Source organism: Paraburkholderia sp. BL27I4N3, from assembly GCF_003386115.1.
Classification (GTDB): Bacteria; Pseudomonadota; Gammaproteobacteria; order Burkholderiales; family Burkholderiaceae; genus Paraburkholderia.
Window position 1 is genome coordinate 5249301 of the sequence record NZ_QREJ01000001.1, and the last position, 26097, is coordinate 5275397.

Genomic DNA, 26097 nt, shown 5'->3' on the forward strand with positions numbered 1-26097 from the left:
CCGCACAGCGTGCAGGCTGTCCAACCCGCCTCATTGGACCAAAGTCCTATATAACATCTCGCTCAATCTGTATAGGCTGAAGTCCGCTGCCTGGCAGACCAACGCGGAGATCTTCATGAAAAGCACCATTGCGGCCGTCATTACGGCTTCCGCTGCACTGTTGTCCCTTCCTGGCGCCTGGGCGCAACAAAGTTCCGGCGCGAGTTCATCGACAGCCTCTCAACATCCTGATGAGATCGTCAGGATGCACCAGCAGGTTGCCGCAGCGAATCGCGAATACAACCGTGAGGTCGCGGCTGCCAAAAAAGTCTACGACCACAAGAAAGCGGAAGCGAAAAAGAAGCGCGACACTGCGGTTGAAGCAGCCCAACACGGCACGAGCCAGTAAAAGTATTCTTTTTTTCAATGGCTCACGTACCGCATCTTAAAGACGTCCGGTATCGCTACCGGGGGAATTGATGGACGATCTGGAACCTGTCTGGACCACGGGCTGAGTTGCGGGCGGCTCCTTGAGCACCCGCGGTTCGACTGGCATGGTACTAGCCGGACTGCGCGCTGCCTCACTGTTCGCGTCGTTCGTTTGCCCGCTGTCGTCCTCGGCGTCCTCGTCAGACTGCGACCATGCATTGGGCCCGTTTGCCGGGGTATGAAGCCGCATATGCGGTACAGGAATTTCAATACCCGCTTCATCCATCTTGCGCTTGAGTCGAGCGTTAAAAGCGCGCGCCACGCTCCACTGTTGCAGCGGCCGTGTCTTGATCTGCCCTTTCACGACCATCCAGTTAGCCTCGAATCGGTCTAGCCCCCACACTTCGACGGGCGCAAGTATTTCGTTGCGCAGGCGAAAATCTTCCTGCAGATCGGCGCCTACTTCCACAATCATGCGTGTGACGTCATCGAGTTCAACGGCGAAGGGCACCCGCACCTCGAACACCGCGTTGGCGAAGTCGCGCGAGAGGTTCTTCACGATCTTGATCTGCGAGAAGGGAATGGTGTGAACCGCACCTTGTCCGTCGCGCAAGCGGACCGTGCGGATCGTCAGATCCATAACGGCGCCAGCGTGGCTGCCGTCAATCTCAATCCAGTCGCCGACCGAGATCGTCTCCTCGATAATGATGAAGAGGCCCGTGATCAGATCGGTAACGAGTGCCTTCGCACCAAAGCCGACTGCGAGACCGATTACGCCCGCACCCGCAAGGAGAGGTGTCAGATTGACGCCCAGAGTGGCAGCGGCAACGATGGCAGCGAGCGTCACAACCGTCACGGAAACAGCGTTGCGTACGAGCGGCAACATCGTGCGTGCCCGCACGCTGGGATCGAGTGCTTTGTTCCGCGAACTGCTCGGGCCCAGCGCGTTGAGGATTGCGGTATCGCAAAGTATCCATATGAACCAGGCGCAGAAAACCGTCGCGATGACTGTAACCAGCGCGTGCTTGAAACTGGGTGTCATCGTGCCGTGCTTGATCATCCGCGCAATCGGACCGCTCCACAGGTCCAGTTCGAATTGAATGAACGCGAGCCACATCAGAAGAACGAGTAGCGTGCTCGCGAAGCGCAAGAGTCGCATCAGATGCGGCGCGCGGCGATGTGCGCGGGTGTCCCTCCGACGCGTCAGGTGCATCAGCAGCGCCGACACGAACAGCGTGAGCACGAGTAACAACGCACTGAGAAGCGACGGCCGCAAAACGTTTTCTTCCGAACCGCGCGCGTCGATAATCGCAACGACCGACGCGATCGCGATTAAAAGGATCGGGATGTGCCACAGCGATGCGAGGATATCGAGCGCCTCCGTGGCGAGTTTGTGGTCACGCCTTCCCGCATACGGGCGATTGCGTATCAGATGCGTGACAGGCCGGCGGTAAGCGATTGCGAAATAACCGATCAGGACGGCCGCTGCCACGTTTGCGGATGCCGATACGAGCCCGGCGAGATTCACGCCGAGCAGGCCCGTGACGTCTGGATTGGCCGTCGCGTCGCCGAGCGCGCCACATGCACCGATCGCGAACAGCGGCCAGCGGCTTTGCGCGAGCAACTGGTGAACCGCGACACGCCGGTGGGCCGTATTGAACGCCGAGAACACGATCAGGCAGAGCGCCGAGAAAATCGAACCGGCGACTATTGTATAAACGATCAAAAGCCCTAACGTGCTGCCCAGCGCGTCAGGCATTCCTCGCGTGAACAACGCCACCGCCACGAATGCGACGATCCATGGCGCCGTGCGCCAAAATGCAAAACTCAAAAGTTCGAATGAAGTTGGACTCGGTTCGAGCGTGACCTTCCAGCCATAACGTGCACTGACGCTCCGCCGGAGATAGATCAACAGGCCAGCGCACGCGGCCCAGCCCGCGAGCGTCCCGATCAGGCCAAGCAGGACGTTGCCGAACGACTCGCCGCTTGCGCCTCTGAGAATGGTCCAAAAATCGTTGGCCGCCGCGCTCGCACGAGCCGCCCAGTAATGCAACGGTGTGCGACCCTCGCTCAGATCCGTCTCGACAGACGCAATGCCTGAGGCAATCGCGCCGAGCAGATCGCTGTTGTCCTGTGCTGACGATGCCGGCACCACGGGTGCGGCACTTTGGGTACCCGCACGAAGCCCCTTCAACTGGCCGACCAGCGCTTTGCGCTGTGGGTCGCTCTCGAGCGTGCCGATCAGGCTGTCCAGCGAGCGCGCCAATTCGGCCTGACTCGCGAGCGTTGGTGCCGATGCAGCCTGCGCCGCCGAGGCGGCCGGCGCAGAGCCACCCGTCGCATTGTCGACGAGGTTTTGCAACCCGGATGGCAACGCGGCGGCCGCCGGATTGATGAGCGCCGCCGACAGAACGAGGAAGCCTGTCACGCTCAGCCATAAGCGGGCGAAACTCACCCGCCCGCACGTTACGTCCGCAGAGGGTTGCATTCAGCTCGCGCTAATCTGGTTCGAAAGCGGCTTGCCCGTCTCAAACTCCGTGACGCTTTGCAGGGTCGTTGCGCAGATCGTCGTGACCGCCTCGCGCGTGAGAAAAGCCTGGTGTCCCGTCACGATCACGTTCGGAAAAGTGATGAGCCGCTGCAGTATGTCGTCCGCGATGATGGTGCCGGACAGGTCGCGAAAAAACAACTCTGCCTCCTGCTCGTACACGTCGATCGCAAGACCGCCCAACTGGCCACTTCTCAGCGCGGCAATCACCGCCTCGGTGTCGATGAGCGCGCCGCGGCTCGTATTGATCAGCAGCGCGCCGGGCTTCGCGCGCGAAAGCGCATCGGCGTCGATGACGTGATAAGTCTCGGGGGTAAGCGGACAATGCAGCGAGATGATGTCCGCGCTCACGCCGATTTCTCCCGGCAGCGCGTAACGCGCTCCTAACGCCTCGAATTCCGGCGACGGAAACCTGTCATAGCCGATCACGTTGCAGCCGAACCCCACCATGATCTTGCCGAAGACGCGCCCGATCTTCCCTGTGCCGATGACAGCGACCGTCTTGCCGCACAAGTCGAAGCCCATCAGGCCGTCGAGAGAAAAATTGAAATCGCGCGTGCGATTGTAGGCGCGGTGGATCTTGCGGTTGATCGCCATCAGCAGCGCGACAGCATGCTCGGCCACCGAGTTCGGCGAGTAGTCCACCACGCGAACCACCTTGATCCCGAGGCTGTCCGCCGCTTTCAGATCGACGTTGTTAAACCCGGTGCAGCGCAAAGCGACAAGCTTCGTGCCGCCCTGCTTTAGCGCCTGAAGTACAGGCGAATCCGCGAGGTCATTGACGAAGATGCATACGGCGCCGTGCCCTGCGGCGAGCCCGGCCGTCTCGACGTCGAGGGGCACGTCGAAGTACTGAAGACGGTGGCGGTGCGCCGCGTTCGCGGCGTTGAGATACTCGCGGTCGTAAGGCTTCGCGCTGAAGACGGCTATGTCCATCGAGGGCCTCCGTGGCTGGTCGAGGTTCGGGGGTTCGGCCGACGCACTATCCGCCCGTCAGTAGCACGGCAACCTGCACGAACAGGATTTTCACAATGGTCATCGACGGGAAAATCATTGCGTAGCCGACGTCGGGCCGATCGGTCGGCGCGACACGGTTAGCGAATGCGAGGATCGCCGGATTACCCGTCGCGCCGCTGATGACGCCCACCGTCATGTCGAACGGCAGCCTGAAAATCCATAGGCAGACAAGCGCCGTAACGACGACGAGCGCGAGAAGGATGGCGACGCCATAGAGCAGAAACGACACGCCCGTTACGCCGATGGTCGCGAAGAATTTTGGGCCAGAGGTAATGCCCACCTGCGCAAGGAAGATAGTCAGACCGAAGTTGCGCAGTACCAGATTGGCCGAGAGCGGCATCGTCCAGACGAACGGCCCGAAGCGCCGCACGCGGCCGAGGACGAGCGCCGTCAGGAGGAGCGCCGCGAGCCCGAGCGCGAGCTTGCCGCCCCCCGGAATCGTGAGCGGAATCGCGCCCACCAGGAGGCCCAGCGCCGCGCCGGCGCCAATCGAGATGAAGTTCAGCTCGGCCGTGCCCTTGATGGAATCGCCGAATAGAGCACGAATCGGCTTGAGGTGCGCGCGATTGACGAGCACGCCGACCCGGTCGCCGAATTCGAGGACGAGCTCCGGGTTCGGCATGAGGTCGGCGTCGCCGCGGCGCACGTGTGCGATCGTGCAGACGACGCCCTCGGGGAAACGGATGTCGCGCAACATGCTTCCGACCACGCGCCGGCTCGACGCGAACACACGCGCGTAGTCGAGATCCTCCCGATGGCTCGCCATGCGGCCGGGCTGCAGTTCGCCGGACATCGAGGTGGCCTCGCGCAGCACGGCGGGGTCCGTGGCGGTGGCGAGAAGGACATCGTCGGCGGCGAGGACGAGATCGTCGGCGGGCGGCCGATTGCGGTGGTCGCGGCGAACCGCGGCGATCCCAAGCCCTGACGGCATGCGTGCCGCGAACTCCGCCAGCGTCACACCGATGAACGCCGGATTTCTCAAGGCGATCTCGGCGGTCTCGACGAGCTTGGGCGGCGGCCGCGCGATGTTCGGCTTGAGCAGAGCGCTAAGGGCGTACAGAAAGAGGATCGGCCCAGCGACGCCCACCGGATACGCGACGCTGTAGCCCACCGTCGGGCCGTCGCTCTTCATGGCGGCCATCGCGGCTTGCAGGCTCGCGGTGCTGGTGCCCGCGCCCGCGAACATGCCTAGCGCCTCCTCCAGCTTCACGCCGAAGAGCGGCACCAACGCAACGGACACAAGCCCGCCGATCACGACCCCGAGCACCGCGGCCGCATTGGCCTTGAGGCCCTCGATGCTCGTCAGGCCCTTGAAGAACTGGTCGCCGTACTGGATGCCGATGCCGTAGAGAAAGAGCAGCAGCCCGAGCGTGCCGAGCAGCGCGGGCGGTGCAGCCTTGGGCGCGAAACCGCCCATGGCCAACCCGACGAACAGCACCGCCCCGGCGCCGAGCGACACCCCCTTGATGCTGATCTCACCGACCAGATAACCCAACGCGACCGTCAGAAACAGCGTGAAGAGTTGCTGGGTCTCGAGCAACGTCCTGAGTGCATCCATAACAGTTCCTTTTGAAGCACAAGGACGCTGCGGCGTATCGAACCGCCGCGCCAGGGTCGCTCCACCCGCTTGACGCTCGCCCGGTCACATTAGCTGGGATTGAAGCTTTTTTTTCGACTGTCTGAAGGCGAAATTTCAATCTAGGTTTAAAGGCCTGGAATGACAATACGACCATGGTCCGATGCCTTAACGGCAGGCGCAGACTCGTAGCTTGAACTACGATGGTAAGCGGAGCCAGAGCATTAATTTGGGTAACGAACCATCAAGTCGGTGCTTATTATTCAGGGGCGTCAAACCAGACGTCGAAGCGAAGAAGTACGAGCCCGACATCCGCGCGGCGCTCGCGGCGCCAACATCCAGAAGTTTGAAGCGCTTGCTGCCACGCGCCTGCGTGTTGCGCTGATCGATGCGTCCCGGTTCGACACTGCGGCCCCGAAGGCGGCCGACGTCCCCGCAACCCAGTCCTTCAGCAGCGGCCCACGCACCCTACTGGAGGTCATGCCATGTCTAAATGGAACCGTCGATTCACCGGGCTCGTAGTCGCAACGCTTCTCACGGCTTCGACGGGAGCGTGCTGGGCGACGGAGCAGGCGCAGCAACGCCGTGCCGGACGCGATGTTCGCCAGGACACTCGCCAGGGCGCGCGACACACCAAGCAGGATTGCCGCGCCGCCAATCAGCAAAGCAATTCGCAATGCCGGCAGGACAAGCGACACACCAAGGAGCAGGGACGCCAGGCGGCCCGAAACATCAAGTACTGAGTCTGGATCGATGCCCGTCACCAAACTGAGCGTCGCCAGATTACCGCAGCCTCGTTGTTTCGAGCGTAGCAAGCACGTCCGATAGCAACCCATGCCTGCATTCGTCTGTTAAGCGCGGCGCGAATGTTCGGTGAGAACAGAGACTGTCAGGTCTGATCACCCGTACCGGAGCACTCACATGCTTAATCGACTCGCATTTTTAACGGCATGTACCGTGGCGCTGTTTCTCGCGGCTTGCACGGAACCGCACCGGCAGGTCGAGGCTGGTGCAGACCAGTCCGTACTTATCGGCCGGTTGGGTCCGCCCAAGGAAACTTACGATTTGCCGAACGGCGGCAAGCGGCTGATGTGGCCGACCCAGCCCATGGGTACGACAACGACCGCAGCCGACATCGACGCTTCCGGCAAGGTGCTGGGTGTTCGACAAGTACTTCAGGACAATGAGTTCCATCGCGCGGAGATAGGTAAGTGGACCCGCAACGACGTGCTCGTCAATTTTGGCCGCCCCTTCGAAACCGCCTACTTTAAGCGAACCAACCGGGAGGTCTGGTCATACCGCTACCTGGAGAACAATATCGACCATCTGCTCTACCACTTCTACTTCGATGATCAGGGCATCTTGCGGCAGACGCAGAGACAGCCCGATCCGAGATTCGATCCCAGCATGCGCAACCGGTTCTAGCGGCAAACCGATCATCTCTGTCAGGTCGATGCGTTTGAGGTTAACCGCATCGAGCGGATCACGCCATGATGTGCACCCCTCCATCGACATATAACGTCTCACCCGAGAGACGTCGCGCATACGGCGTCGCGAGAAAGGCACAGGTGAAACCGACGTCCATGATGTCGACCAGCTCGCCGAGCGGTGCGCGCTCGGCCGCTTCTGTCAGCAGAAGGTCGAAGTCCTTCAGGCCCGATGCCGCACGCGTCTTCAACGGGCCCGGCGAGATCGCATGTACGCGGATACCCTGCGGTCCGAGTTCATAGGCAAGATAGCGCGCGCAAGCTTCGAGCGCAGCCTTGACGGGGCCCATCAGGTTGTAGTTCGGGACGACCTTGTTCGCACCGTGATAGCTCATGGTGAACATCGATCCTCCATTTTTCATCAAGGGTGCGGCAAGCCGCGCCATGCGCACGAACGAATGGCAGGAGATATCCATCGCGGCGCCAAACCCTTCAGACGAGCTATTGAGCAGCCCTCCCTGAAGGTCGGCCTTCGGCGCCCACGCGATGGAATGCACCATGATGTCCAGCTGATTCCATTCACTCGTGATCCGCCCGAATACTGCTTCCAGTTCTTCCTGGCTCGACGCGTCGAGCGGCATGAAAATCGGTGCGTTCAGACCCGTGGCAAGCGGTTCGACATGGGGCTTCGCCTTTTCATCGGCGTAGGTAATGGCCAGTTCGGCGCCCAGTTCGCGAAACGCCTTTGCGCAGCCATAAGCGATCGAGTGTTCGTTCGCAATACCCGTCACGAGCGCTTTCGCGCCTTGCAAAACAGGCTGTGGATGATCCAGACTCATCACAAGATCTCCTTACACTCTCACGCTCGTTCAGTGAGCGCCAATCAGATTACGGGTGTGCCGCGCGATCATCAGTTCCTCATTGGTGGGAATGACCCATACGCTGACTTTGCTCGAAGCAGCACTGATGCGTGGACCGTCCGCAGCGTTTGCGTTCTCGTCAAGTTCGATGCCACACCAACGCGCCTTTTCAGCGACCCGCCGGCGGATTTCCGCCGACCGCTCGCCGATGCCGGCCGTGAAGACCAGTGCATCGAGTCCATCGAGCGCGGCCACAAGCGATCCGAGTTCGCGCCCGATCCGGTACGTGTACAACTCGATCGCGAAACGCGCGCGGGCGTCGTCGCTCGCGAGCAGAGTGCGCATATCGCTCGATATGCCGGACACACCCAATAGACCTGAGCGGCGATACACCAGGTCTTCCACCTCGCGCGCGTTCATGCCCAGTTCGTCGAACAGATACAGGATGACGCCGGGATCGAGATTGCCGCAGCGCGTGCCCATCGGCAGTCCGTCTACAGCGGTGAAGCCCATCGTGCTCGCGACGCTGCGGCCTGCCAACATGGCGCACATGCTGGCGCCGTTGCCCAGATGCGCGACCACGGTGCGCCCTTTCGCGGCCTCCGGTGAGATGTGCGGCAACGCTTTCGCGATGTATTCGTATGAAAGACCGTGGAAACCATAGCGCCGCACGCCGCGCGACGTAATCGACTCGGGCAGTGCGAAGGCGTAAGCGAGTTCCCCCTGGGTTGCGTGAAATGCGGTATCGAAACAGGCCACCTGAGGCATCGCCGGATTCTGCGTCGCGATGATGCGAATCGGCTTCAGATTGTGGACCTGATGTAACGGCGCCAGTGATGCAAGCTTGTCGAGTTCGTCGAGTACTTCGGTGGTGGCAAGCGCCGGTTGCGTGAAATGCTGGCCTCCATGCACCACGCGATGCCCCACCGCGATAAGGCGATTGCCGCCGCGATGGCTGCGCAAGAACTCACCGATATAGGCAATCGCGCTTTCATGTTCGAGCCGTGCGGCAGCGCCCCACTCTTTGACGCCGAGTTGTTCGCCGGACTGGTCGAACGCCAGGAACCGGGGCGCAGAGAAAAGGCCTTCGATCTGGCCACGCAGCACCAGCGCCAGATCCTGCGACTCGGCATCGAAGGCGCTGAATTTGATGCTGGACGAGCCGGCATTGAGTACGAGAATGACATCGGCCATCGCTTCACCCCATGAGTCTGGCTTCTTCCTTGCGCATCCGCGCCACCATCGACGCGACCGCACAAGACGCTAGCCGCGTCCTGACCGAATCCGCGCGACTCGTCAGAATGATCGGCACGCGCGCGCCGAGCACGATGCCCGCGGCATCCGCGCCCGCAAGAAAAGACAGACTTTTTGCCAGCATGTTGCCCGCTTCCAGATCGGGCACCATCAGCACGTTCGCGCGGCCGGCTACTGGCGAGTCGATCTTCTTGGTTCGTGCCGCTTCGAGATCGATTGCATTGTCGAGCGCAAGCGGGCCATCGACGAGCGCGCCCGTGATCTGATGGCGGTCGACCATCTTGCACAAGGCCGCGGCCTCGATCGTCGATGGCACCTTCGGACTCACTGTTTCGATCGCCGACAGGATAGCCACGCGCACCTCAGGCATCTGCATCGCGTGCCCAAGATCAATGGCGTTCTGCAGAATGTCGACTTTCTCCGCAAGCGTGGGCGCGATGTTGATGGCTGCGTCCGTGATGATCAGCGCGTTCTCGTGCCCAGGCACGTCCATCACGAAACAATGGCTTACCCGGCGCGCCGTGCGCAGCCCCCTTTCGCGGCTCACGACCGCACCCATCAGTTCGTCCGTGTGCAGACTGCCCTTCATCAGCGCCTCCGCTTTGCCTTCGCGCACCAGTTCGACTGCCTTTGCAGCGGCGGCGTGACTGTGCGGTGCATCGACGATGGTGAAGTCCGCGATGTCCAGGTTCTCTTGCGCGGCGATCGCCTGGATGCGCTGCTGCGGCCCAACGAGAATCGGTATGATCAGCCCAAGCTGCGCTGCCTGAACCACGCCTTCCAGCGAGCTTCGATCGCACGGGTGCGCGACTGCGGTGATGACTGGCTGTTGCGTACGGCAAAAGTCGATGAGCCGTTGATACTTGTCATGCTCGCGGTCCATGAGATCTCCTTCGTGCCGGAGGCCCGGCTGGCTGGCATCGCTGTCAAGGACCTAACGCGCGGATGCCGATGCTTGAGGCCCGCGCTGGGCCTTCACAGGTAGAATCGATTGAATGCCTTCTAGCATGCTCAACTGTGCGGGCGTTGGCTCTGCGCCTTGCACGCGGCTATCGGCAAGCAGCTTGGCGATCAGCCCGAGCAGTTTGCTGCGATCTTCGCGGTCGCCGAGCAGGACGGGAAGCGTCGCAAGCGCCTGATCCGGCTCATAGGACACGATGATTTCCTGCTCGCCGCGAATGCGCCGCCACTGATCCGGCGGAAGTTGCGGCAGGTACTCCGCGTAATCCTCGGCGAGTTGCTGGCGCAACACCAGCCGCGCAAGCGGAAGTGCTTCGCCTCGCCGCGCCAGCAGACAGGCCACCCGCGCAACGGCTTCGCTGTAGCCGCCCTCGGTCATCGACGAAAGCGCATCCTTAACGAACGGCAGTTCTCGCGGATTCGCCTCGGCTCGAGCGGATCTTTCAAGCGCATCGTTCCGCTCGCCGCCTTCATACGCGGAAAACATGTTGCCGTAGAGCGAGAAGAATGCACTTTCTGTCGCGGCGTCACGCATCGCGCGATAGTAGTCGAGCGATGCGCTGATCATGTCGGCGCCATATCGTTCGAACTGCCGCAGCGGCATGTCAGCCTGTGCGTCCGTTTTGCGTGTCGCGCTGACCGCTTCGGCGGCCGGTCCAAGCCAGGCGAGCCACGGGTTCATGTCCGAGAATGCCCAACGCTGCGCGCGCAGCGGATGAAATTGCCGTAGCAAAGTGGCCGTCGTCTCGTTCGACATGGCCTGCACAAAGGGCTGAACGAAGAACTCGTACGCCCGCTGATTCAACTCCGAGACCCGCTTCACGGCCTCGAATGGCTGCTCGTCCACTCGCTCGAACCGGTTGAACCGCGCGCTGACTTCTTCAAGCCGATGTTCACGCAGTTCCACGTCGTATTCAGTCGCGCCGTTCGCTCCTTCGCGTTCGGTGATCTCCATGCCGTACAGTCCCGGTGGAAACGTCTCAATCGTCTCCAGCACCGACGTGATCTGCGTATGCTCTTTTTTCGCCACCTTGCCTGACACGAAGATGCCGAGGTGGCCGATGCTCTTGTGCATGAGCCCGACAATCACCTGGCCGCGCGCCTTGATTTCTTCCGTGCTGCCGTAGATGTCGGCGACCCAGTTGAACGCCTGTTGCGGTGGCGTGATGTTATCGCCGAGCGAGGCGAACAGAATGATTGGCGACTTGATGTCGCGTAGATCGAATGCGCCGCCACCCACGCCTCTGACTTCCCCGGACCACAGTTTGTTGCCGATGAACAGATTTTGCGTAATCCACTGAATCTCTTCACGGTTCATTAAATAGTACCCACCCCACCAGCGTTCGAAGTCAAGGAAACGCGGCGGCTCCGTATCGACGTTATCAAAGAGGTGGTAATACTTGTCCCACAAGCTATTGGCGGGATTGAGGTTCTCGAAGTTCTGAACCAGATGGGCACCGTCGAACTTGCCGTTGCCGAGATCCGCGGTGAGTGACGCGAGCCAGGCGCCTCCCAGCATGCCGCCAGAATAACGCATGGGGTTGTCGCCCTCCCCTTCGCTCCACGCGCCGCTCCAGTAAGACATCGGCGCGCCGTTGATGACGAGCGGCCCCGTATGGTCCGGGTCGGAACTCGCCACCATCATTGCGGCCCAGCCGCCCTGGCAATTGCCGACGATCGCGGGCTTAGCGCTGTCGGGATGCAACTCGCACACTTTCCGGACGAACTGTTGCTCCGCCGCGCAAACATCGAGCATTGTCTGGCCGGGTTCCGGGTCGCGGAAAAAGATGACGAAATACACCGGATGCCCGGCCTTCAGCGCCACCCCCGCCTGTGAATCGTCCTTGAAACCGCCGATGCCCGGGCCATGACCCGCGCGCGGATCGATGATCACATAAGGGCGTTTGCGCATGTCGATCGACACGCCTTCGGGCGGCAGGATACGTAGCAACGCATAGTTGACAGGACGCGCGAACAGGCGGGCGTCGAGCACGGTCTCGTAAGCAAAATGCAGCACCGGCTGCAATCCGCGAGACGTCTGATCGACAAAACTATTTCCGCGCTGGCGCAGCGTGTCCCAAAAGAGTACCGTGCGCTGCATCACGTCGACGGCATGGCGGTAGCCAGCCCAAGGGTCGAGCGCGGCAGCCCATGCGTTGCCTGGCGACCCGGTGCCGCGGTCGGCTCCGAGACGGGTCGCGGCATCATGTACGCGTTGGCTGAAACCCTGCTGCGCGATTTGCGAGCGCTTCTGATAAAGACGCGCAACCTTCGCGGCGATCTCCTGACTCCGGGAGATCTGATTCTTTGCGTCCATCATGGCATGACCCTCCACATAATGGCCAACGTTGTAGCGTCATGCCATCGCAACGCCAATCTGTGGTTTGCCGATCGATACGGCTCACCACAATGGCCCTTCTCCCGACAACAGGCAATACGACCTTGGTCCGACGAACCGACCCCCGGTTATCCAGACCTAAAAGTCATTCCTCGCTCCCGCAGCGGCATCTGATGTCCTAAACTGAAATTCAACTTCGCGCGAGTGCCGGGGGACGTTAATGAAACGCTCTGAATTTAGAATCGGCTGCGCGGCGGTTGGCGTTTTTATCTGGATCGGGGGACTCTATGCGACGATCCGGGGTCTGCTCTATGAAGTGCCACAAGAATTCCGCTATGGCGTCCTGGCACTCATCATTGGCGTGGCGACATTCGTCATAGCACTAAACCCCATGGCAAACCACCGGTCGAGAAAGCGAGGCGAACCCCGCTGATGGGCGGCGCAATCGCTGCTGCCAAACCCGCCGCGATTGGCTGGCAGCATCGCCAGGTTCGCCGCGCTCAACCGCGCCCCCCGCCGCCTTCCCGGTATCCTGCTTTTCCCGTTTGCTAATTTGCACTCTCCAGAAAGAATTTTCCCGGGTCGGCGTCGCCCGTTGCGACGCTCCGCTCATTGCCTGAGGATCTTCCAGGGGCCGCTGCCCTGTTTGCAGACAGTCGGCGTCCAGCTTTGCGTCTGGCCTTTCGCAATCGCGACAAGCGTCGTGGTGCGGCAAGTTCTGTCGCCCTCCTTCGAGGTATCGCGCGGAGTCACCGTGCCCTTGATCGAAACGGAGTTGCCGGTGCCCGAGTTGTTCCATTCCATCGATTCGCCATCTTTCTTGGTTTCGAGCGCCACCTGGGCTGCATCGTTGAGCGCTTTACGGTCAGCTTCCTTCATGTAGCTCACCGGCGTGTCTTTCAGGAAATTCAGATTCGCGGCATGGCTAAAAGTCGCGCCGGCCAGCAACGCGGCGCCGGCGAGCCGGCGCGCGAACAAATGGACGGTCATGGGGGAATGCGCTTGCATGGATCATCTCCGTTGATAGCGGTACGGCCACATATCACGTAGCGGCCTGTGGTGCCACACCTGGGCCATCGGCAATATTCTCCTGCGACTGAAACTCGTCGACGAGGTCAGCCACCGAGCCGCGCCGGCCGATGTGGCCAAAACGATCTTCGAGTCCCTCGGCACGAAGCATGTCGCGCACCTCCGCGTGTGCGGCAACCACTTTCATCGCCGTGCCGGCGGCCAGCAGCGCGTCGTGCAACGCCTTCAGCATCCGCGCGCCCGCGAGGTCGACAACCGGCGAAGCGGACAGGTCACAGATCACCAGTTCGACTGGCTCGGAAGCGGCGCGGATTCTCCGCCAGACGGTCTCGCGCACGTGCTCGACATTGAAGTAAAGCAGCGATGCCTCGACGCGCACGGTCAACACATGCGCAATCTCCTCGTTCTCGGCGTGCCGTTCGATGTCCGAGAAAATGCGCGTGCCAGGAATACGCCCTAGCACCGCCACATGAGGATGCGCGGCACGCCGGATGATCAGGAGCATGGAGACAATGACCGCGACGATCACGCCATTCAGAATTCCCAGCATCAGCACCGCCGCGAACGCGACCATGGAGATGGCGAATTCAAAATGGCTGACGCGCCAGAGATGGCGTAGCTCGCCGATATCGACCAACCCCTTCACGGCCACCAGTACAATGGCCGCCAGCACGACATTGGGCAAGTTGGCGAGCAAACCTGTCAGGAACATGAGACAGAGCCCGATGGCAATCGACGCGAATACGAGCGCAAGCGGAGTCTTCGCACCCGCCTTGTCATTCACCGACGATTGAGAAAGTCCGCCTGCGACCGGATACGCCTGGAATAATCCGGCAGCCAGATTCGCGGCTCCCAGAGCGAGCAATTCCTGGCGCGCGTCGATCTCGTAACCGTGGGCCTGCGCGAGCGCGCGCGCCGCCGAAACACTTTCGACGTACGCCAGCAACAGGCACGCAAAAGCGAGTGGAATGACGCCATCGACATCGCGTATCCGCAACCCTGGCAGGCGGAATTCGGGCAAGCCTTGAGGCAGGGCGCCCACCAGCTTGAATCCGGAACCGGCCAGCGGCGTAATGGACAAGACGACAATCGACGCGATCACGACGAAGAGTGCAACCGGACGCCCCGGCAGATATTTTTCGCCGAGCAGCAGCAACGCAATGCAGACCAGACCAAATCCGAGCACGACGAGATTGGTCTGCCCTAGCTGCCCGCCGAGCACGGCAATCCGCTCGAAGAACGACTCTCCGCCGCCCTTGACCCCGAAGAGTTTAGGCAGTTGGGTCATCGCGATAGTCAACGCCGCGCCCGCCTTGAAGCCGAGCAGGATCGTCTCGCTGATGAAATTGACCAATGAACTCAAGCGTAGCAGCCAGGCCACCAGACACATGCCGGCGATCACCAAGGCCGTGAGCGCCGCGATCGAAGCCCAGCGCGCCGGATCGCCATTGGCCATCGCCGCGACAGTCACGCCGACCAGCATCGAGATCGCCGAAGTCGGACCGATCGCGAGTTGGCGCGACGAGCCGAACAGTGCGTAGAAGAGTCCCCCGACGAGATAACCGTAGATGCCGTATTGCGCGGGTAAACCGGCCAGCAGCGCATACGCGAGCGAAACCGGAATCCCGTAGGCCGCGAGCGTCACTCCGGCTACCGCGTCCTTGACGAGCCATCGAGGCTGATAGGCTCCGAGCCATTGCGCGGGCGGAAACACGTTGCGCCACCCGCGCGCGGGCATCTGATCCGTCACCGGCTCGGTGACGCTGGATTCGTTGGTCAACGTAGCGCCTCGCAGACGGAAGCAAACTCGACAGGAGCAGGGCCGCACGCCGTTCCGCGATCCGGTGCGCGATGCTCCCAGGCCGGGCCGTGCTGCTCCTCAAGCATAGTCGGTGGTCTGCGCGGTCCACATCGGACCTTGGTCCTAGATGCCTGCGTGGCCACGCTGTCGTACTGTCGTACCGTCGAAGCCGCCGGCGACCCACCAGAGCCGGGCATCAAGCGCGGCGACCGCCTCAATAGGGATCGTTGACGCGCTGCCATGTGTGGTCCGGATCGAACATCGTGACAGGCGACGCGTTCGCGCCACGATCTTTCTGGTAAATCACCCCGTTGTTGTTGACCACGAAAGTCATCACACCGGTCGTGCCATATTCGGCCGGATAGGCGACCATCGCAAAGCCGGCGAGCATGTGCCCGTTGATGATGTAGCTGAAGGCGCCGCCCGCCGCGTTCTTGCCTTGCCGCGTCAAGATGCGGAAGTGATATCCCCGATAAGCGTCACCCGCCTGGTGGCCCTTCAGATACGCTGAGCTGGCGGCGATCAGCGGTCCGAATGGACTGGCTTCCTCACCGCTGCTCTCGTCCGTCCGCCAGTAAAGGCCGTCCTGCCTGCCGGGCGTGCTGGCAAGCTTTTGCGCGTATTCCAGCAGGCCGTCATTGTTTCGATCACGTGACGCATATTCCCGCTGTGCGTCGACATAGGCGCGCAGCACGTGGATTGCCTCACGTTCGTTTGCGCCGATACGCCGATTCAGGATTTCTTCCTCGCCGAGTTCCGTGGCAAACCGCCAGCTACCCTTCTCCTTCACGATGGGAATCGGCATCGGCCAGGCCTCGTCGCCGACCAGTAGAATCCGCCGATCCGGTCCGGCTTCATCGAGGACATGGAAGGCATCCAGTTCCGCGCTCGCCTTGGCCCAATTCGCTTCGTTCTCCGCCTGATCCGGCGACACCACCAGGCGCTTGTGCGCCTCGCCAAAAATGGCGACTAGCGTCGCTTCATCGCGGGCCTTCAGCGCCTCGGACAAAGCGGTGACCGCCTGCTCCGGCGTCGCGAACGTGCGCTGCTCCGCGGCGAAGGCACCAAGCGGAATCAGCAATGCGAGAACCATCGCGTATAACCCGCACCATATTGCCAGGCGGGGCCGCCATTCCGCGCGCCGGTTCGTGCCGGTCCTGATCGGGTCAGTCATTGTCATCCCCTATCGCCGTCCACCACCGCGGCCGCCGCCACCGCCACGTTGGAACCCGCCGCCACCGCCACCGCCGCGCCCGCCTCCCGATGAAAATCCACCGCCGGAATGGCCAGAAGCCCGGCTGTGGGAGTCTGAGAACGACTGACGACTCGCCGCGCCCCTTGAACTATTCGCCTGTGCGTCGCGCGCCGATCCGTAGCCGCTAAACGCATCGCCCCCGCCCCTTTGCGAGGCCCCCGCGCCGTGGTCCCGCGTGCCTGCCGAAGCGGGGCGCTGAGCACCCTGGTCTCTCGCGGCCGGCGTAGCCGGGCGTTGAGCCGCTTGCTGCCGTCCTCCTGACGCCGCATTACCACCTCCCGCGGCGCCGCGGGCCGGTGCATCGCCGACCCGTTGCATGCCGGCGGCGCGGCCTGTCGTGCCGCTCACCTGGCCTGGCTTCTTCTCGGATCGCCATGCGGACGATTGCCCTCCCTGGCCTCGCGTGCGGTTGACATCGCCCGTGTTGATATTGCCTCGCTCGACATTCCTTTCCCGATCGCCTCGCTCGACGTTCCTCTCCCGGTTGATGTTGATATTGTTATTGCCGCCGCCTCCGTAATGAGCCTCGTAGTGTCCGCCATTCCAGGCCGCGCCAATCGCCGCTCCCCATATCAGGCCCGTCGCGAGCGCCGCACCCGGAGCGTACGGATAGTAGTAGGCCGGATAAGGTGCAGGCAGGTAGGCATAGCTCGGAGGTGCGCCGGCTACCACGACGGTGGTCGGGTTGTATTGCGGCACGTAAATTACCTGCGGGTCGGCCGGGACGATCTTGATCACCTCCTTCTCGACCACCACGACCTGCTTGTCGTCGGTTTTGAGCTGACCCGCCGCCTGCGTTTGACGCCGGAAGCGCTGCACCGCCTCCAGTACCGCGCCCTGATCGGCGACGACGGCTTCGCCGACGCTGATCGTCCAGTCGAGATCCGTACTCATTCTTTTGACGACCTCGGGGTAATTCAGCAAGGCCTTCACGGGATCGTGCCAGTTCTCGTTGAGTTTGAGCGACTTGTCACTTTTGCGCTGATCGAGGAAGCGATCCGCCTGCACGATCTCGACCGGATAAGTCGCGGCGGGAAGAATGATGGCGACGAGGTCGTCCGGATATAACGCAATGGGTCCGACAAGTTTGTCGAGCGTCGCAGCGGGAACGGCGGCCGCGCCGACGTCAGCCGCGGGGGCCTGCGCAATTGAGACCGTCGCGGACGACATGACGTAGAGCGCCAGCATTGCGACGATGACCGCATGGATCGAGATCCGGGGCAACTTGAGTTCCTGCACGACGATCGCTCGCGGCCACCTGTCGGGCGCCCACTCAAACGGGATGATCCGTTCAAAAGCACGCATAACGCGGTCCATTGTTGCTTCCCCTCACTCTTCACACTCAAGCAGGCTTGCGGCCTTTAAACGACCTTTAAAAGACAGTTATCCGAAGCAATGGAAACGAGACACACGTGCCCTGCAAACAGTTTGGACCCGACGGGTGCCCTGTTGCAAATACGACCTTGGTCCGATTGCGCACTGCATGCCCGGGACGCAATGATGAGAGCGAAGATGCCATTGCTGCCGACACCTCGCCGAGCGCTCGATACTGACAGGATCCAACACCCACGCCAGCTTCGATTTCACGCTCGTCCAAAAAGGCAGCCGGCGGTCCGCTTGGATGTGGACTTACGCAAGGAGTCGCCGTGATCACGTTGAGAAAGTACATTCTTCTCGCCGCTTTAGCGGGTTCGATGTCATGCGATGGTATGGCGCAATCGAAGCCCATTGCCTATCCCGCGAAAGGGCAAAGCGCGCAAACGCAACAGCAGGATGACGGTGCATGTTATTCGTGGGCCAAGAACAACACCGGCGTGGATCCGGCGGCGATGGCCAACGCCCCGCCTCCGCCCTCCGGACCGGCGGTGGGCGGCGGCGAGCGCGTTCAGGGCGCCGCACGCGGGGCTGCCGGAGGCGCGGTCATCGGAGCCATAGCGGGTGATGCGGGCAAAGGGGCGGCGATCGGAGCCGCAACCGGCACGATGGTCGGTGGATCGCGTGCGCGGCAGAACCGGCGCGCGGCCGCGGCATCGACACAGTCCCAGACACAGGGTTCGATGGACACATTCAATCGCGCCTATGCCGCGTGTATGGAAGGTCGCGGCTACTCCATCAAATGAACTTTAGCGTGTAAGCCGGGTAACCCGCCCTGTCATGAAAGGCCGGCGGCCATTCGGGCCTAAGTCGACGTGCGCGCAGGCGTTCAAGGAGAGCAGCATGAGAAACAGCAGACTCATCGTCGCAGCGGCGTTCGTGTCTTTCGCTACGATGGCTTCCGCCCAGACAGAGCCACAAGTGGCGGTCAACAGCGCGCCCGGCAAAGTATCCATGAAGGGCACAGTGAAGACGAGCTCGACTGTGGTGGGTATCGAGCCGGCCACCCGAACGGTGTGGCTCAAGGACGCCAAAGGCAAGGTCGTGCAAGTCGTCGTGAGTGAAGAAGCACGCAACTTCGACCAGCTGAAGATCGGCGACGTCGTCACGGCGGAGTATTCGCAGGCCGTTACCGTCACGCTCAAAAAGGGCGGCGCACCCCTGGCCGTCAACGAGAGCCAGACCTTGGAGCGAGCGCCGATGGGCGCCAAACCCGGCGGCTCGGCAAGCAGGGAGATAACGGTCATGGCCAGCGTGACCGCCGTCAACCACCAGACCGGCGCGATCACGTTGAAAGGCCCGCAAGGCAATTCGGTGGACCTTGTCGTACAGGATCCCGACCAGCTCAAGCTGATCAAAAAGGGGGACCGCCTGGAAGTGCTCTACAACGAAGCCGTGGCAATTTCCGTCGAACCTCAAGCCAGGTAGCCAGGTAGCCACGCAGGGTTGATTGCACAGTTGAACCGGAGCCGAACAGACAATGGATGATTTGGCCCAATCCTCTCCCGAGCCGCAGCGCCAGGTAATTCGGCCCCAAGTAGATCTAGCCCGAATCGTGCTGGCTGTCGGGACGCTTCTGCTGCTCATTGGCGGCAGCCTCTATATCGTGCATCCGTTCGTGCCCGCGTTGATCTGGGGCACCACGATTGTCGTCACGACATGGCCGCTCATGCTCAGAATCCAGCCGTGGCTCGGAGGACGGCGCGGACTCGCCGTCACCGTCATGCTGTTGCTGGAAATCGTGGTGATATGCATCCCCACCTACGCCGCGGTGTCCACGCTTGCCGGCCATACGGCCGACATCATGAACTTCGTGGAGGGCCTGCCTGGCTACGCACTTCCGTCGCCCCCTCATTGGCTCAGCAGTGTCCCGCTAATGGATCGTGTAACGGATGAGTGGCAAAAACTGTCCGACGCGGGTCCGGGGGGCATCCTCGCGAAGGTGGAACCCTACGCCGCCGTCGTCGCGAAATGGCTTCTGCTGCAGATGGGTCTCGTCGGCTCGTTTGCCGTGCATCTGATCCTGATGCTTATCGTGTGCGGCTTGCTCTATGGCCAGGGCGAGGCTGCCGTCGCCCTCGTGACCGCCTTGGCTTTGCGAGTGGCGCCCGGGAACGGCGCGAACATTATCCACCTCACAGGTCAGTCGATCCGCGCGATCGCACTCGGCGTCGTGGTCACGGCGCTGGTGCAGGCTTCGCTCGGCGCTGTCGGGGTCTGGCTCGCGGGCATTCCGTTCGCCGGTGTGCTCAGCGCATTGATGCTTGTCATGTGCCTCATACAATTGGGTCCATTGCTGCCCATGCTTGGTTGCGTGATCTGGCTATTCATGCATGACGCGCAGTTGACGGCCAGCGTGCTGCTCGTCTGGACCATCGCCGTCTCGGCGCTCGATAACATTTTGCGGCCGATACTCATCCGTCGCGCGGTTGCGCTGCCGATGGTGCTCATCCTCTCAGGCGTACTAGGCGGTCTGATCGCAATAGGAGCAGTCGGCCTGTTCATCGGCCCGGTTATCCTTGCCGTCACTTACCATCTGCTCCGCGCGTGGATAGACCAGCCGGATAAGCTGGTAGCACAAGACAATCAGGACGGTCAGGGCCACCTCGTCCCCCACCGGACCGATTGAGGCGAGACCACCCGACCGCCTTGCGTCAAACATGGGCATCAGGCAACGCGAGTGGCAACGCGAGTACCTTGCAGACCATCTGCAGTCGCGCTCCAGCACCTCTGTTTTCAGGCCCAGATTGGCCAGAGCGCGATCGTTCTCGTCGAGCTGCGCCCGCAGTCGCGCCCCCTCCGTGAAGGTGCACGATGCCTCGCTCGCCAACAGCGACCGGCCCCCGTCCCCTGTCGCCAACGCGCGGCGTCTCGACGACCACCACGACAGCAGACCCATACGCGGCTCCGGGCGTTCTACGATTCATCGCGCTCCGGAAGAAGCAACGCGGTGATCGTGCGGCCCTTCCAGAACAGGTTGTGGACGCGCGGCTGCAACATGCGCAACCCGTCCGCCGTCACGTCGTCGAAAATCACCAGCGCTGCGGGCCGCGAGCCCGCGCCCGGGATACGGCGGATCGTACTGAATTGAGGGAAGCCATACCGGATAAGGAACGCCCCGATTTCCTCATCGGAGACGCTTTCTTCCACGTTGCCCAGCATCAGTTCAGCCATGATATTTGCTCCTCGATCGTTACCGTGCGCGCGGCGTTGCACCACGATGTCGATGCACGATCCGCACGCCGCGTCACTGAGCCGGACTCCCCTGCACCGCCGCCGCGATATCGCGGCTCACCGACGCCAGCGCGCGATCGTGCGCGGCAACGAGCGCATCGAAGCCCGGACCGGAGACCGCCTCGCGCGCAACAGAGCGGCCCGTGACGGGACGGCCATTACCCGGCGGGCGCACGGCCCATAGCACGTCGACGGTGACCTCCCGCCCCGGTGTGGACTCGAAGCGCATCACGTCGATACGCACACGCCATACACCAGGCGGCTCGCGCGTCAGATCGAACACCGAAATTTGCGGTGAGTTCAGCAGCACGGCAAGGTTGGCGGCAATCACACCGCCGATGTCGCCGCTCAACGGTTGCGCCCAACGGGCGAATTCGTTGATCTCGACCTCGTTGTCTCCGACCCGGGTCACGATTTGCGGCCGATCCACGAGGTCCGGTATCGTAACGGGCCCGATCACGGCAGCGATCGAGCGCGTTGTGCCGGAGTTGGCGAGAGAGCGGTCGGGGCTCAGCGTGTAAAAACTGGCCGATGGCGATTTACATCCGCCGAACCAGCCGGCGACAAGCGCGAGAATCAGACATGTCGTGGCGTACCTCATGGCTTGTCCTCAGACTTGCCGCGCACGAGCGCTTCCGGATGCCGGGACAGATAGTCGGCCAGCGTACGCAGCGTGGCTGCCGTCCGGGTCATTTCGTGCATCGCCTGTTCCGTGGATTGCTGCAGCGACGAATCCGGTTGCAGCGCGGTATTCGCGGAATCGAGCGCGGTTTGCGCCGACGTGAACGTGTCACGCGCCTTCGGGACGACCTCGTTATTGAGCTGGGAGATCATCGAGTTGGTCGTGCGTAGCGTCGTACGCGCATCGTTGCCGATCGCCTCGAACGGAATATTGTTGAGCTTGGTCAGCAAGCGTGTAACCGAGTCTTGCAGCGACTGAAGCGTGCGCGGTATGGCAGGCAATTCCGGCGGCGACTTGCTCCAGTCAATCTTCGCCTTGGGCGCATCCGGGTAATAGTCCAACGCGACGTAAAGCTGACCCGTCAACGGATTGCCGCTCTTGAGCTGGAAGCGGAATCCATGTTCAATCAGATAGTCGGCTAGTCCACGTGGGTTGTCGCTTAGACGCCCTCCGTCACGCCCGTTCTGATAGCGTGACGTAAAGCGCTCGGGATAGATCGCTACCTCGACGGGAATGCTGAAACGGTTTTGTGCCGGCTCGAAGCGTGTATAGATCGCCGTCACCTCGCCGATCACTACACCGCGAAAATCGACCGGCGCGCCAACCGTCAGGCCGCGCACCGAATCGATGAAATTGACGACGTATTTATCGACGATCCGATCGTGCTGTTTCATCGCGTCGGCGCGCGTTGCGTAAAGTTCGAATCCCGTGTTGGCGGCGGCGCTGGTCACTTCCTGCGACTCCGGCGGTGACTCGAACGCCACGCCGCCGATGATGATGGAAACGATCGACTGGGTTTCGACCCGCAGACCGTTCGTATCGAACGCCATGTCTACCCCGCTTGCGTGCCAGAAGCGCGTATCGGTCTTCACGAACTGGTCGTAAGGCGCATTGACAAACGCCTTCACCGTGACGCCTTTGCCGTCCGGGTCCAGTTTGTAAGAAGCAATCTGGCCGACCCGGAGTCTGCGGAAAAAGATGGGCGTGCCTACGTCCAGCGAGCCGAGACCCGCACCCTTCAAAATGAACTCCCGCCCTGGCACGTCGCTCGCAAACACAGGGGGCTCTTCGAGCCCGACGAAATCACGCCGCGCTTTCGCGGCATTGCCCACATCGACGTCGATGTACGACCCGGAGAGCAGCGTGCCGAGCCCCGAGACCGTGCCGCCTGAAATGCGCGGGCGCACGACCCAGAACCGGGTGTTCTCGACCAGCAGACTCGCCACGTCGCGAGCCACCTCCGCCTTCGCCACGACGCTCTTATGATCCGGCGAGAGATTGACGGCCTCGACCACGCCGATATCGACGTCCTTGAACTTGACCTTTGTCTTTCCGGCTTCAAGGCCCTCGCCGGTCTTGAAACTGATGGTGATATTCTCGCCGCGTTCCAGGATCGCTTTCGTAGCCAGCCATCCGCCGATCAGCACCGCCACGATCGGCACGAGCCACACCAGTTGCATACGCCAGCGCGAGCGTGGAATGGAATCCGCCAGGGGGAGTTCGGGACGATCCGGCTCGTCATTTGGTCTTGACATGAGCGCTCTCCGCTGCATCCCAGATGAGGCGCGGATCGAAAGCCATCGCCGCCAGCAGTGTCAACACGACCACCGCCCCGAACGCTATCGATGCCGGACCGGCCTCGATCGTCGCCAGCGCCTGGAATTGCACCAACGCGACGAGCATCGTGATGACATAGATATCGAGCATCGACCAGCGCCCAACCAGTTCGATGGCGCGGTAGATTCTGGTGCGCTGTCCGGGAAGCCATTGCGAGTGAAGCTGGGTGGAGACCGCCAGATACGCAAGGCCAAGGATCTTGAGCATCGGCACCACGATGCTTGCGATGAACACGAGAACGGCAAGCGGCCATGAACCGGATACCCACAGATAGACCACGCCGCTCATGATCGTGTCTTTCTGCGCCCCGAAGAGCGAACTCGTTTTCATCACGGGCAGCACATTGGCGGGGATATACAGCACGATTGCCGCCGACAGATACGCCCACGTCCGCGAGATGCTCGCTGGCTTGCGCGTATGCAAGCGCGCTCTGCAACGCGGGCAGCCCTGCTCGCCCGATCGCGCCGGATCGCGTACCAGTAGCCCGCACTCTTCGCACAGCACGAGCCCGCATGCGGAGGCCGTCACCGCAGTGCGGTGCCGCTCCACGGGAGGCAGCCGCCACGCGCCGTCGGCATTTTTGAGGGCGCAGATGCGCGACCATATCTCGCGCGGATCGAACGTCGCCGACGCCGCGGCGAGCAACAACATCAGCACCATGAACGACCACAACGCCGTGCCTGGCACGACCTTCGCGATATGCGTCAGCTTGACGAGCGCGACCAGCAGACCGAGGATCAGAACCTCGGTCATGCCCCACGGCCGCGCCAGTTGAAACAGCCGGAAGCCCTCGACCGCGTGCCACGGCACACGTCCCAGACGCAGCGGCACGAGCAGCCACAGCATGGCCAGGGTCTGCAGCACCGGTGTCAGAATCGTCGTCAGGAAGACCAGCGCCGCGAGCGGCCAGGTGCCATGCATGTAGAGCATGCGGACCGACCCGGCCAGTGTCGTTTGGACGAGATGGCCATTGACCGACAAACCTACGATAGGAAAGGCGTTGGAGATGACGAGCAGCACGGCGGACGCGAGGGTAAAGGCGAGAGCACGTTCGGGCCCGTTCGTACGTTCCCTGCCGAGCTCCGCGCGACAACGACGGCAACGCCACGAGCCGCCGGGCGGCAGAGGCGCTGCAAGCTGGAGCATGTCGCACTCCTCGCAAGCAATGATTTCCCCGCGTGTCATCTCGCCTCCAGCGCGACCGCTGGGTCGCTTGTCGGCGCCGTGCCACGCGCGACGGGCGCGGCGGGTGTGGTGTCCGGCGACGGCGTGCCCGGTGCGGGCGGTGCGGCCGGCGGAACGGACAGTTTCTCAGCGGCGAGAACCCAGCCGCCGCCCATCGCTTTGTAGAGGTTGACGAATGAGGTCAGCTCGGCTCCCTGCGTCTGCGTATAGCTCAGTTGTGCGTTGAAGAGGCTGCGCTCGGCGTCGAGCACTTCGATGTAGCTCGTGTAACCGCCTTCGTAACGCAGACGCGCGAGCCGCGCGTAGGTGTGCAGCGCCTCGACCTGGTTGGCCAGCACGGCCAGCTGCTCGCGCGTCTTCTGCACGGAGATGAGCGCGTCTTCGACCTCCTGGAATGCCACCTGGATCGCTTTCTCATAAGCGAACAGCGCTTCCTGCTGACGCGCCTCGGCCTGCCGCACCTGCCCGGAGATATTGCCCGCCGTGAAGATAGGCTGCGTCACGCTGCCGGCAAAAGACCATACACGCGCCGGGCCGGTGAAAAGGTTTGAAAACTGCGTGCTGACCGTACCAAACAGCCCGGTCAGCGAGATGGACGGAAAGTAAAGCGCCTTGGCCGCGCCGATCAGCGCGTTTTCCGACACCAGCGCCTGCTCGGCCTGCAGCAGATCCGGACGGCGTTCCAGCAAGTCCGATGGCAGCTCGTTCGGAATCTGCGGCGAGCCCAACGTCGACAGTTCGCGGCCGCGCAGAATGGCGCCCGGATTTTTGCCGATCAGCACGGACAACGCATTTTCCTGCTGGCCGATCTGCGCTTCGAGCTGCGGGATGGTGGCCTTTGCTGCCTCGTATTCCGACTGGCTTTGCGCCAGCTCCATTTGCGACACCTCGCCGCCCCTGAAGCGCAACGTGAAAACCCGGACCGATTCGTCGCGGCTTTCCACGGTCGACTTCGCGATCTCAAGCTGCCGATCAAGACTGCGCAAGTTAATGTAGGCGGATGAAACGGAGCTGACCAGCGTCAGGATGGTGGCCCGCCGGCCTTCCTCGCTGGCCAAAAGGTTGGCGCGGGCAGCCTCGGTCTGGCGGCGAACCTTGCCGAAAAGATCGATTTCCCATGCCACCGACACGGTCGCGTCGAACTGGTTGTAGATCGGGCTGACGCCGTTCGGTATCGGTATTCCGCTCGCCTGAGACGCGCGTTGGCGAGATGCATCCGCACCCGCGACCACCTGGGGAAACAGCGCGGAGCGCGTCGTCACGAACTGCGCCTGAAACTCGTCGACCCGCGCGGCCGCGATCTTGACATCGCGGTTCTCCAGCAACGCGGTTGCGATCAACTGGTCGAGCACCGGGTCCTGAAACTGCTCCCACCACGTCGTGTTGGCAATCTCGGCGGCCTCGCCCTGCGCAAAGCGATACGTTGCCGGCACGTCCACCGTGGGCCGCACGTAATTGGGGCCGAGCAGGCACCCGCCCAGCGCAAGCAGCGTGGCCGAAGCGAGCAGGCGCGCCAAAGCGGTCACGTTCAT

23 protein-coding genes are annotated in these 26097 nt (G+C 62.2%); 7 read left to right on the top strand and 16 right to left on the bottom strand.

What is annotated here, in order from left to right; all coding sequences use genetic code 11:
- The first annotated feature begins 115 nt into the window (after positions 1-115).
- Positions 116-388, top strand: coding sequence for a hypothetical protein (locus tag B0G71_RS23925; RefSeq protein WP_106309030.1), 273 nt, complete (start codon positions 116-118; stop codon positions 386-388).
- A gap of 36 nt (positions 389-424) precedes the next feature.
- Here B0G71_RS23925 and B0G71_RS23930 read toward each other — a convergent pair whose 3' ends face one another.
- From B0G71_RS23930 to B0G71_RS23940, 3 genes are read right to left on the bottom strand one after another with little or no spacing between them, the layout of a single operon-like run.
- Positions 425-2896: a mechanosensitive ion channel family protein gene (locus B0G71_RS23930; protein WP_116144698.1), complete on the bottom strand. Its 2472-nt coding sequence runs from the start codon at positions 2894-2896 to the stop codon at positions 425-427.
- A complete protein-coding gene (locus B0G71_RS23935) occupies positions 2897-3892 on the bottom strand; it encodes a 2-hydroxyacid dehydrogenase (RefSeq protein ID WP_116144700.1) in 996 nt (331 codons plus the stop codon).
- 46 nt (positions 3893-3938) lie between these two features.
- On the bottom strand, positions 3939-5531 hold the full coding sequence (locus B0G71_RS23940) for an aspartate:alanine exchanger family transporter (RefSeq protein WP_116144702.1): 1593 nt from the start codon (positions 5529-5531) through the stop codon (positions 3939-3941).
- 503 nt (positions 5532-6034) lie between these two features.
- Between B0G71_RS23940 and B0G71_RS23950 the strand changes: the two genes are divergently transcribed.
- Together B0G71_RS23950 and B0G71_RS23955 are read left to right on the top strand one after the other, a co-directional pair.
- Complete coding sequence (locus B0G71_RS23950; protein WP_106277851.1) at positions 6035-6292, top strand: hypothetical protein; 258 nt, start codon at positions 6035-6037, stop codon at positions 6290-6292.
- A 178-nt stretch (positions 6293-6470) separates the two neighbouring features.
- On the top strand, positions 6471-6974 hold the full coding sequence (locus tag B0G71_RS23955) for a hypothetical protein (RefSeq protein ID WP_116144704.1): 504 nt from the start codon (positions 6471-6473) through the stop codon (positions 6972-6974).
- A 58-nt stretch (positions 6975-7032) separates the two neighbouring features.
- On the opposite strand, the gene fabI is transcribed toward B0G71_RS23955, so the two are convergent.
- From fabI to B0G71_RS23975, 4 genes are read right to left on the bottom strand one after another with little or no spacing between them, the layout of a single operon-like run.
- On the bottom strand, positions 7033-7815 hold the full coding sequence (gene fabI, locus B0G71_RS23960; RefSeq protein WP_116144706.1) for an enoyl-ACP reductase FabI: 783 nt from the start codon (positions 7813-7815) through the stop codon (positions 7033-7035).
- 30 nt (positions 7816-7845) lie between these two features.
- Positions 7846-9030, bottom strand: coding sequence for an acetate/propionate family kinase (locus B0G71_RS23965; RefSeq protein WP_116144708.1), 1185 nt, complete (start codon positions 9028-9030; stop codon positions 7846-7848).
- 4 nt (positions 9031-9034) lie between these two features.
- A complete protein-coding gene (locus tag B0G71_RS23970; protein ID WP_116144710.1) occupies positions 9035-9973 on the bottom strand; it encodes a phosphate acetyltransferase in 939 nt (312 codons plus the stop codon).
- Between the two features lie 51 nt (positions 9974-10024).
- The gene (locus tag B0G71_RS23975; protein WP_116148835.1) at positions 10025-12367 is read right to left on the bottom strand and encodes a DUF3141 domain-containing protein; all 2343 of its coding nucleotides are present in this window, start codon (positions 12365-12367) and stop codon (positions 10025-10027) included.
- A gap of 241 nt (positions 12368-12608) precedes the next feature.
- Between B0G71_RS23975 and B0G71_RS23980 the strand changes: the two genes are divergently transcribed.
- Positions 12609-12821: a DUF2964 family protein gene (locus tag B0G71_RS23980; RefSeq protein ID WP_116121599.1), complete on the top strand. Its 213-nt coding sequence runs from the start codon at positions 12609-12611 to the stop codon at positions 12819-12821.
- Positions 12822-12997: 176 nt separating this feature from the next.
- On the opposite strand, the gene B0G71_RS23985 is transcribed toward B0G71_RS23980, so the two are convergent.
- The 4 genes from B0G71_RS23985 to B0G71_RS24000 form a co-directional block, all read right to left on the bottom strand.
- Positions 12998-13396 carry an RT0821/Lpp0805 family surface protein gene (locus B0G71_RS23985; RefSeq protein ID WP_116144712.1) on the bottom strand — a complete coding sequence of 133 codons (399 nt, stop codon included), beginning with the start codon at positions 13394-13396 and terminating at the stop codon, positions 12998-13000.
- Between the two features lie 34 nt (positions 13397-13430).
- Positions 13431-15155 (bottom strand): SulP family inorganic anion transporter, encoded by a 1725-nt coding sequence (locus B0G71_RS23990; protein WP_116148837.1) that lies wholly within the window; start codon positions 15153-15155, stop codon positions 13431-13433.
- A 277-nt stretch (positions 15156-15432) separates the two neighbouring features.
- Entirely contained in the window at positions 15433-16392 is a 960-nt protein-coding gene (locus B0G71_RS23995; RefSeq protein WP_116148839.1) for a DUF2950 domain-containing protein, read from the bottom strand.
- A gap of 9 nt (positions 16393-16401) precedes the next feature.
- Positions 16402-17778 (bottom strand): DUF3300 domain-containing protein, encoded by a 1377-nt coding sequence (locus tag B0G71_RS24000; RefSeq protein ID WP_258875653.1) that lies wholly within the window; start codon positions 17776-17778, stop codon positions 16402-16404.
- Positions 17779-18167: 389 nt separating this feature from the next.
- Between B0G71_RS24000 and B0G71_RS24005 the strand changes: the two genes are divergently transcribed.
- The 3 genes from B0G71_RS24005 to ydiK all read left to right on the top strand — a co-directional run bounded on the left by B0G71_RS24005 (position 18168) and on the right by ydiK (position 20476).
- Positions 18168-18593: a glycine zipper family protein gene (locus B0G71_RS24005; RefSeq protein ID WP_106278373.1), complete on the top strand. Its 426-nt coding sequence runs from the start codon at positions 18168-18170 to the stop codon at positions 18591-18593.
- Between the two features lie 97 nt (positions 18594-18690).
- Positions 18691-19275, top strand: a complete 585-nt coding sequence (locus B0G71_RS24010; RefSeq protein WP_116123770.1) for a hypothetical protein — start codon at positions 18691-18693, stop codon at positions 19273-19275.
- A gap of 52 nt (positions 19276-19327) precedes the next feature.
- Positions 19328-20476, top strand: a complete 1149-nt coding sequence (gene ydiK / locus B0G71_RS24015) for an AI-2E family transporter YdiK (RefSeq protein WP_116144716.1) — start codon at positions 19328-19330, stop codon at positions 20474-20476.
- A 287-nt stretch (positions 20477-20763) separates the two neighbouring features.
- Here ydiK and B0G71_RS24020 read toward each other — a convergent pair whose 3' ends face one another.
- From B0G71_RS24020 to B0G71_RS24040, 5 genes are all read right to left on the bottom strand, one after another.
- Complete coding sequence (locus tag B0G71_RS24020; RefSeq protein WP_106277869.1) at positions 20764-21021, bottom strand: RNA-binding protein; 258 nt, start codon at positions 21019-21021, stop codon at positions 20764-20766.
- Between the two features lie 73 nt (positions 21022-21094).
- Positions 21095-21682 (bottom strand): membrane integrity-associated transporter subunit PqiC, encoded by a 588-nt coding sequence (locus B0G71_RS24025; protein ID WP_116144718.1) that lies wholly within the window; start codon positions 21680-21682, stop codon positions 21095-21097.
- Complete coding sequence (locus tag B0G71_RS24030) at positions 21679-23298, bottom strand: intermembrane transport protein PqiB (protein WP_116144720.1); 1620 nt, start codon at positions 23296-23298, stop codon at positions 21679-21681. Before B0G71_RS24030 ends, B0G71_RS24025 begins: the two co-directional genes overlap by 4 nt.
- Positions 23282-24565: a paraquat-inducible protein A gene (locus B0G71_RS24035; RefSeq protein WP_116144722.1), complete on the bottom strand. Its 1284-nt coding sequence runs from the start codon at positions 24563-24565 to the stop codon at positions 23282-23284. Before B0G71_RS24035 ends, B0G71_RS24030 begins: the two co-directional genes overlap by 17 nt.
- Entirely contained in the window at positions 24562-26097 is a 1536-nt protein-coding gene (locus B0G71_RS24040; protein ID WP_116144724.1) for an efflux transporter outer membrane subunit, read from the bottom strand. Before B0G71_RS24040 ends, B0G71_RS24035 begins: the two co-directional genes overlap by 4 nt.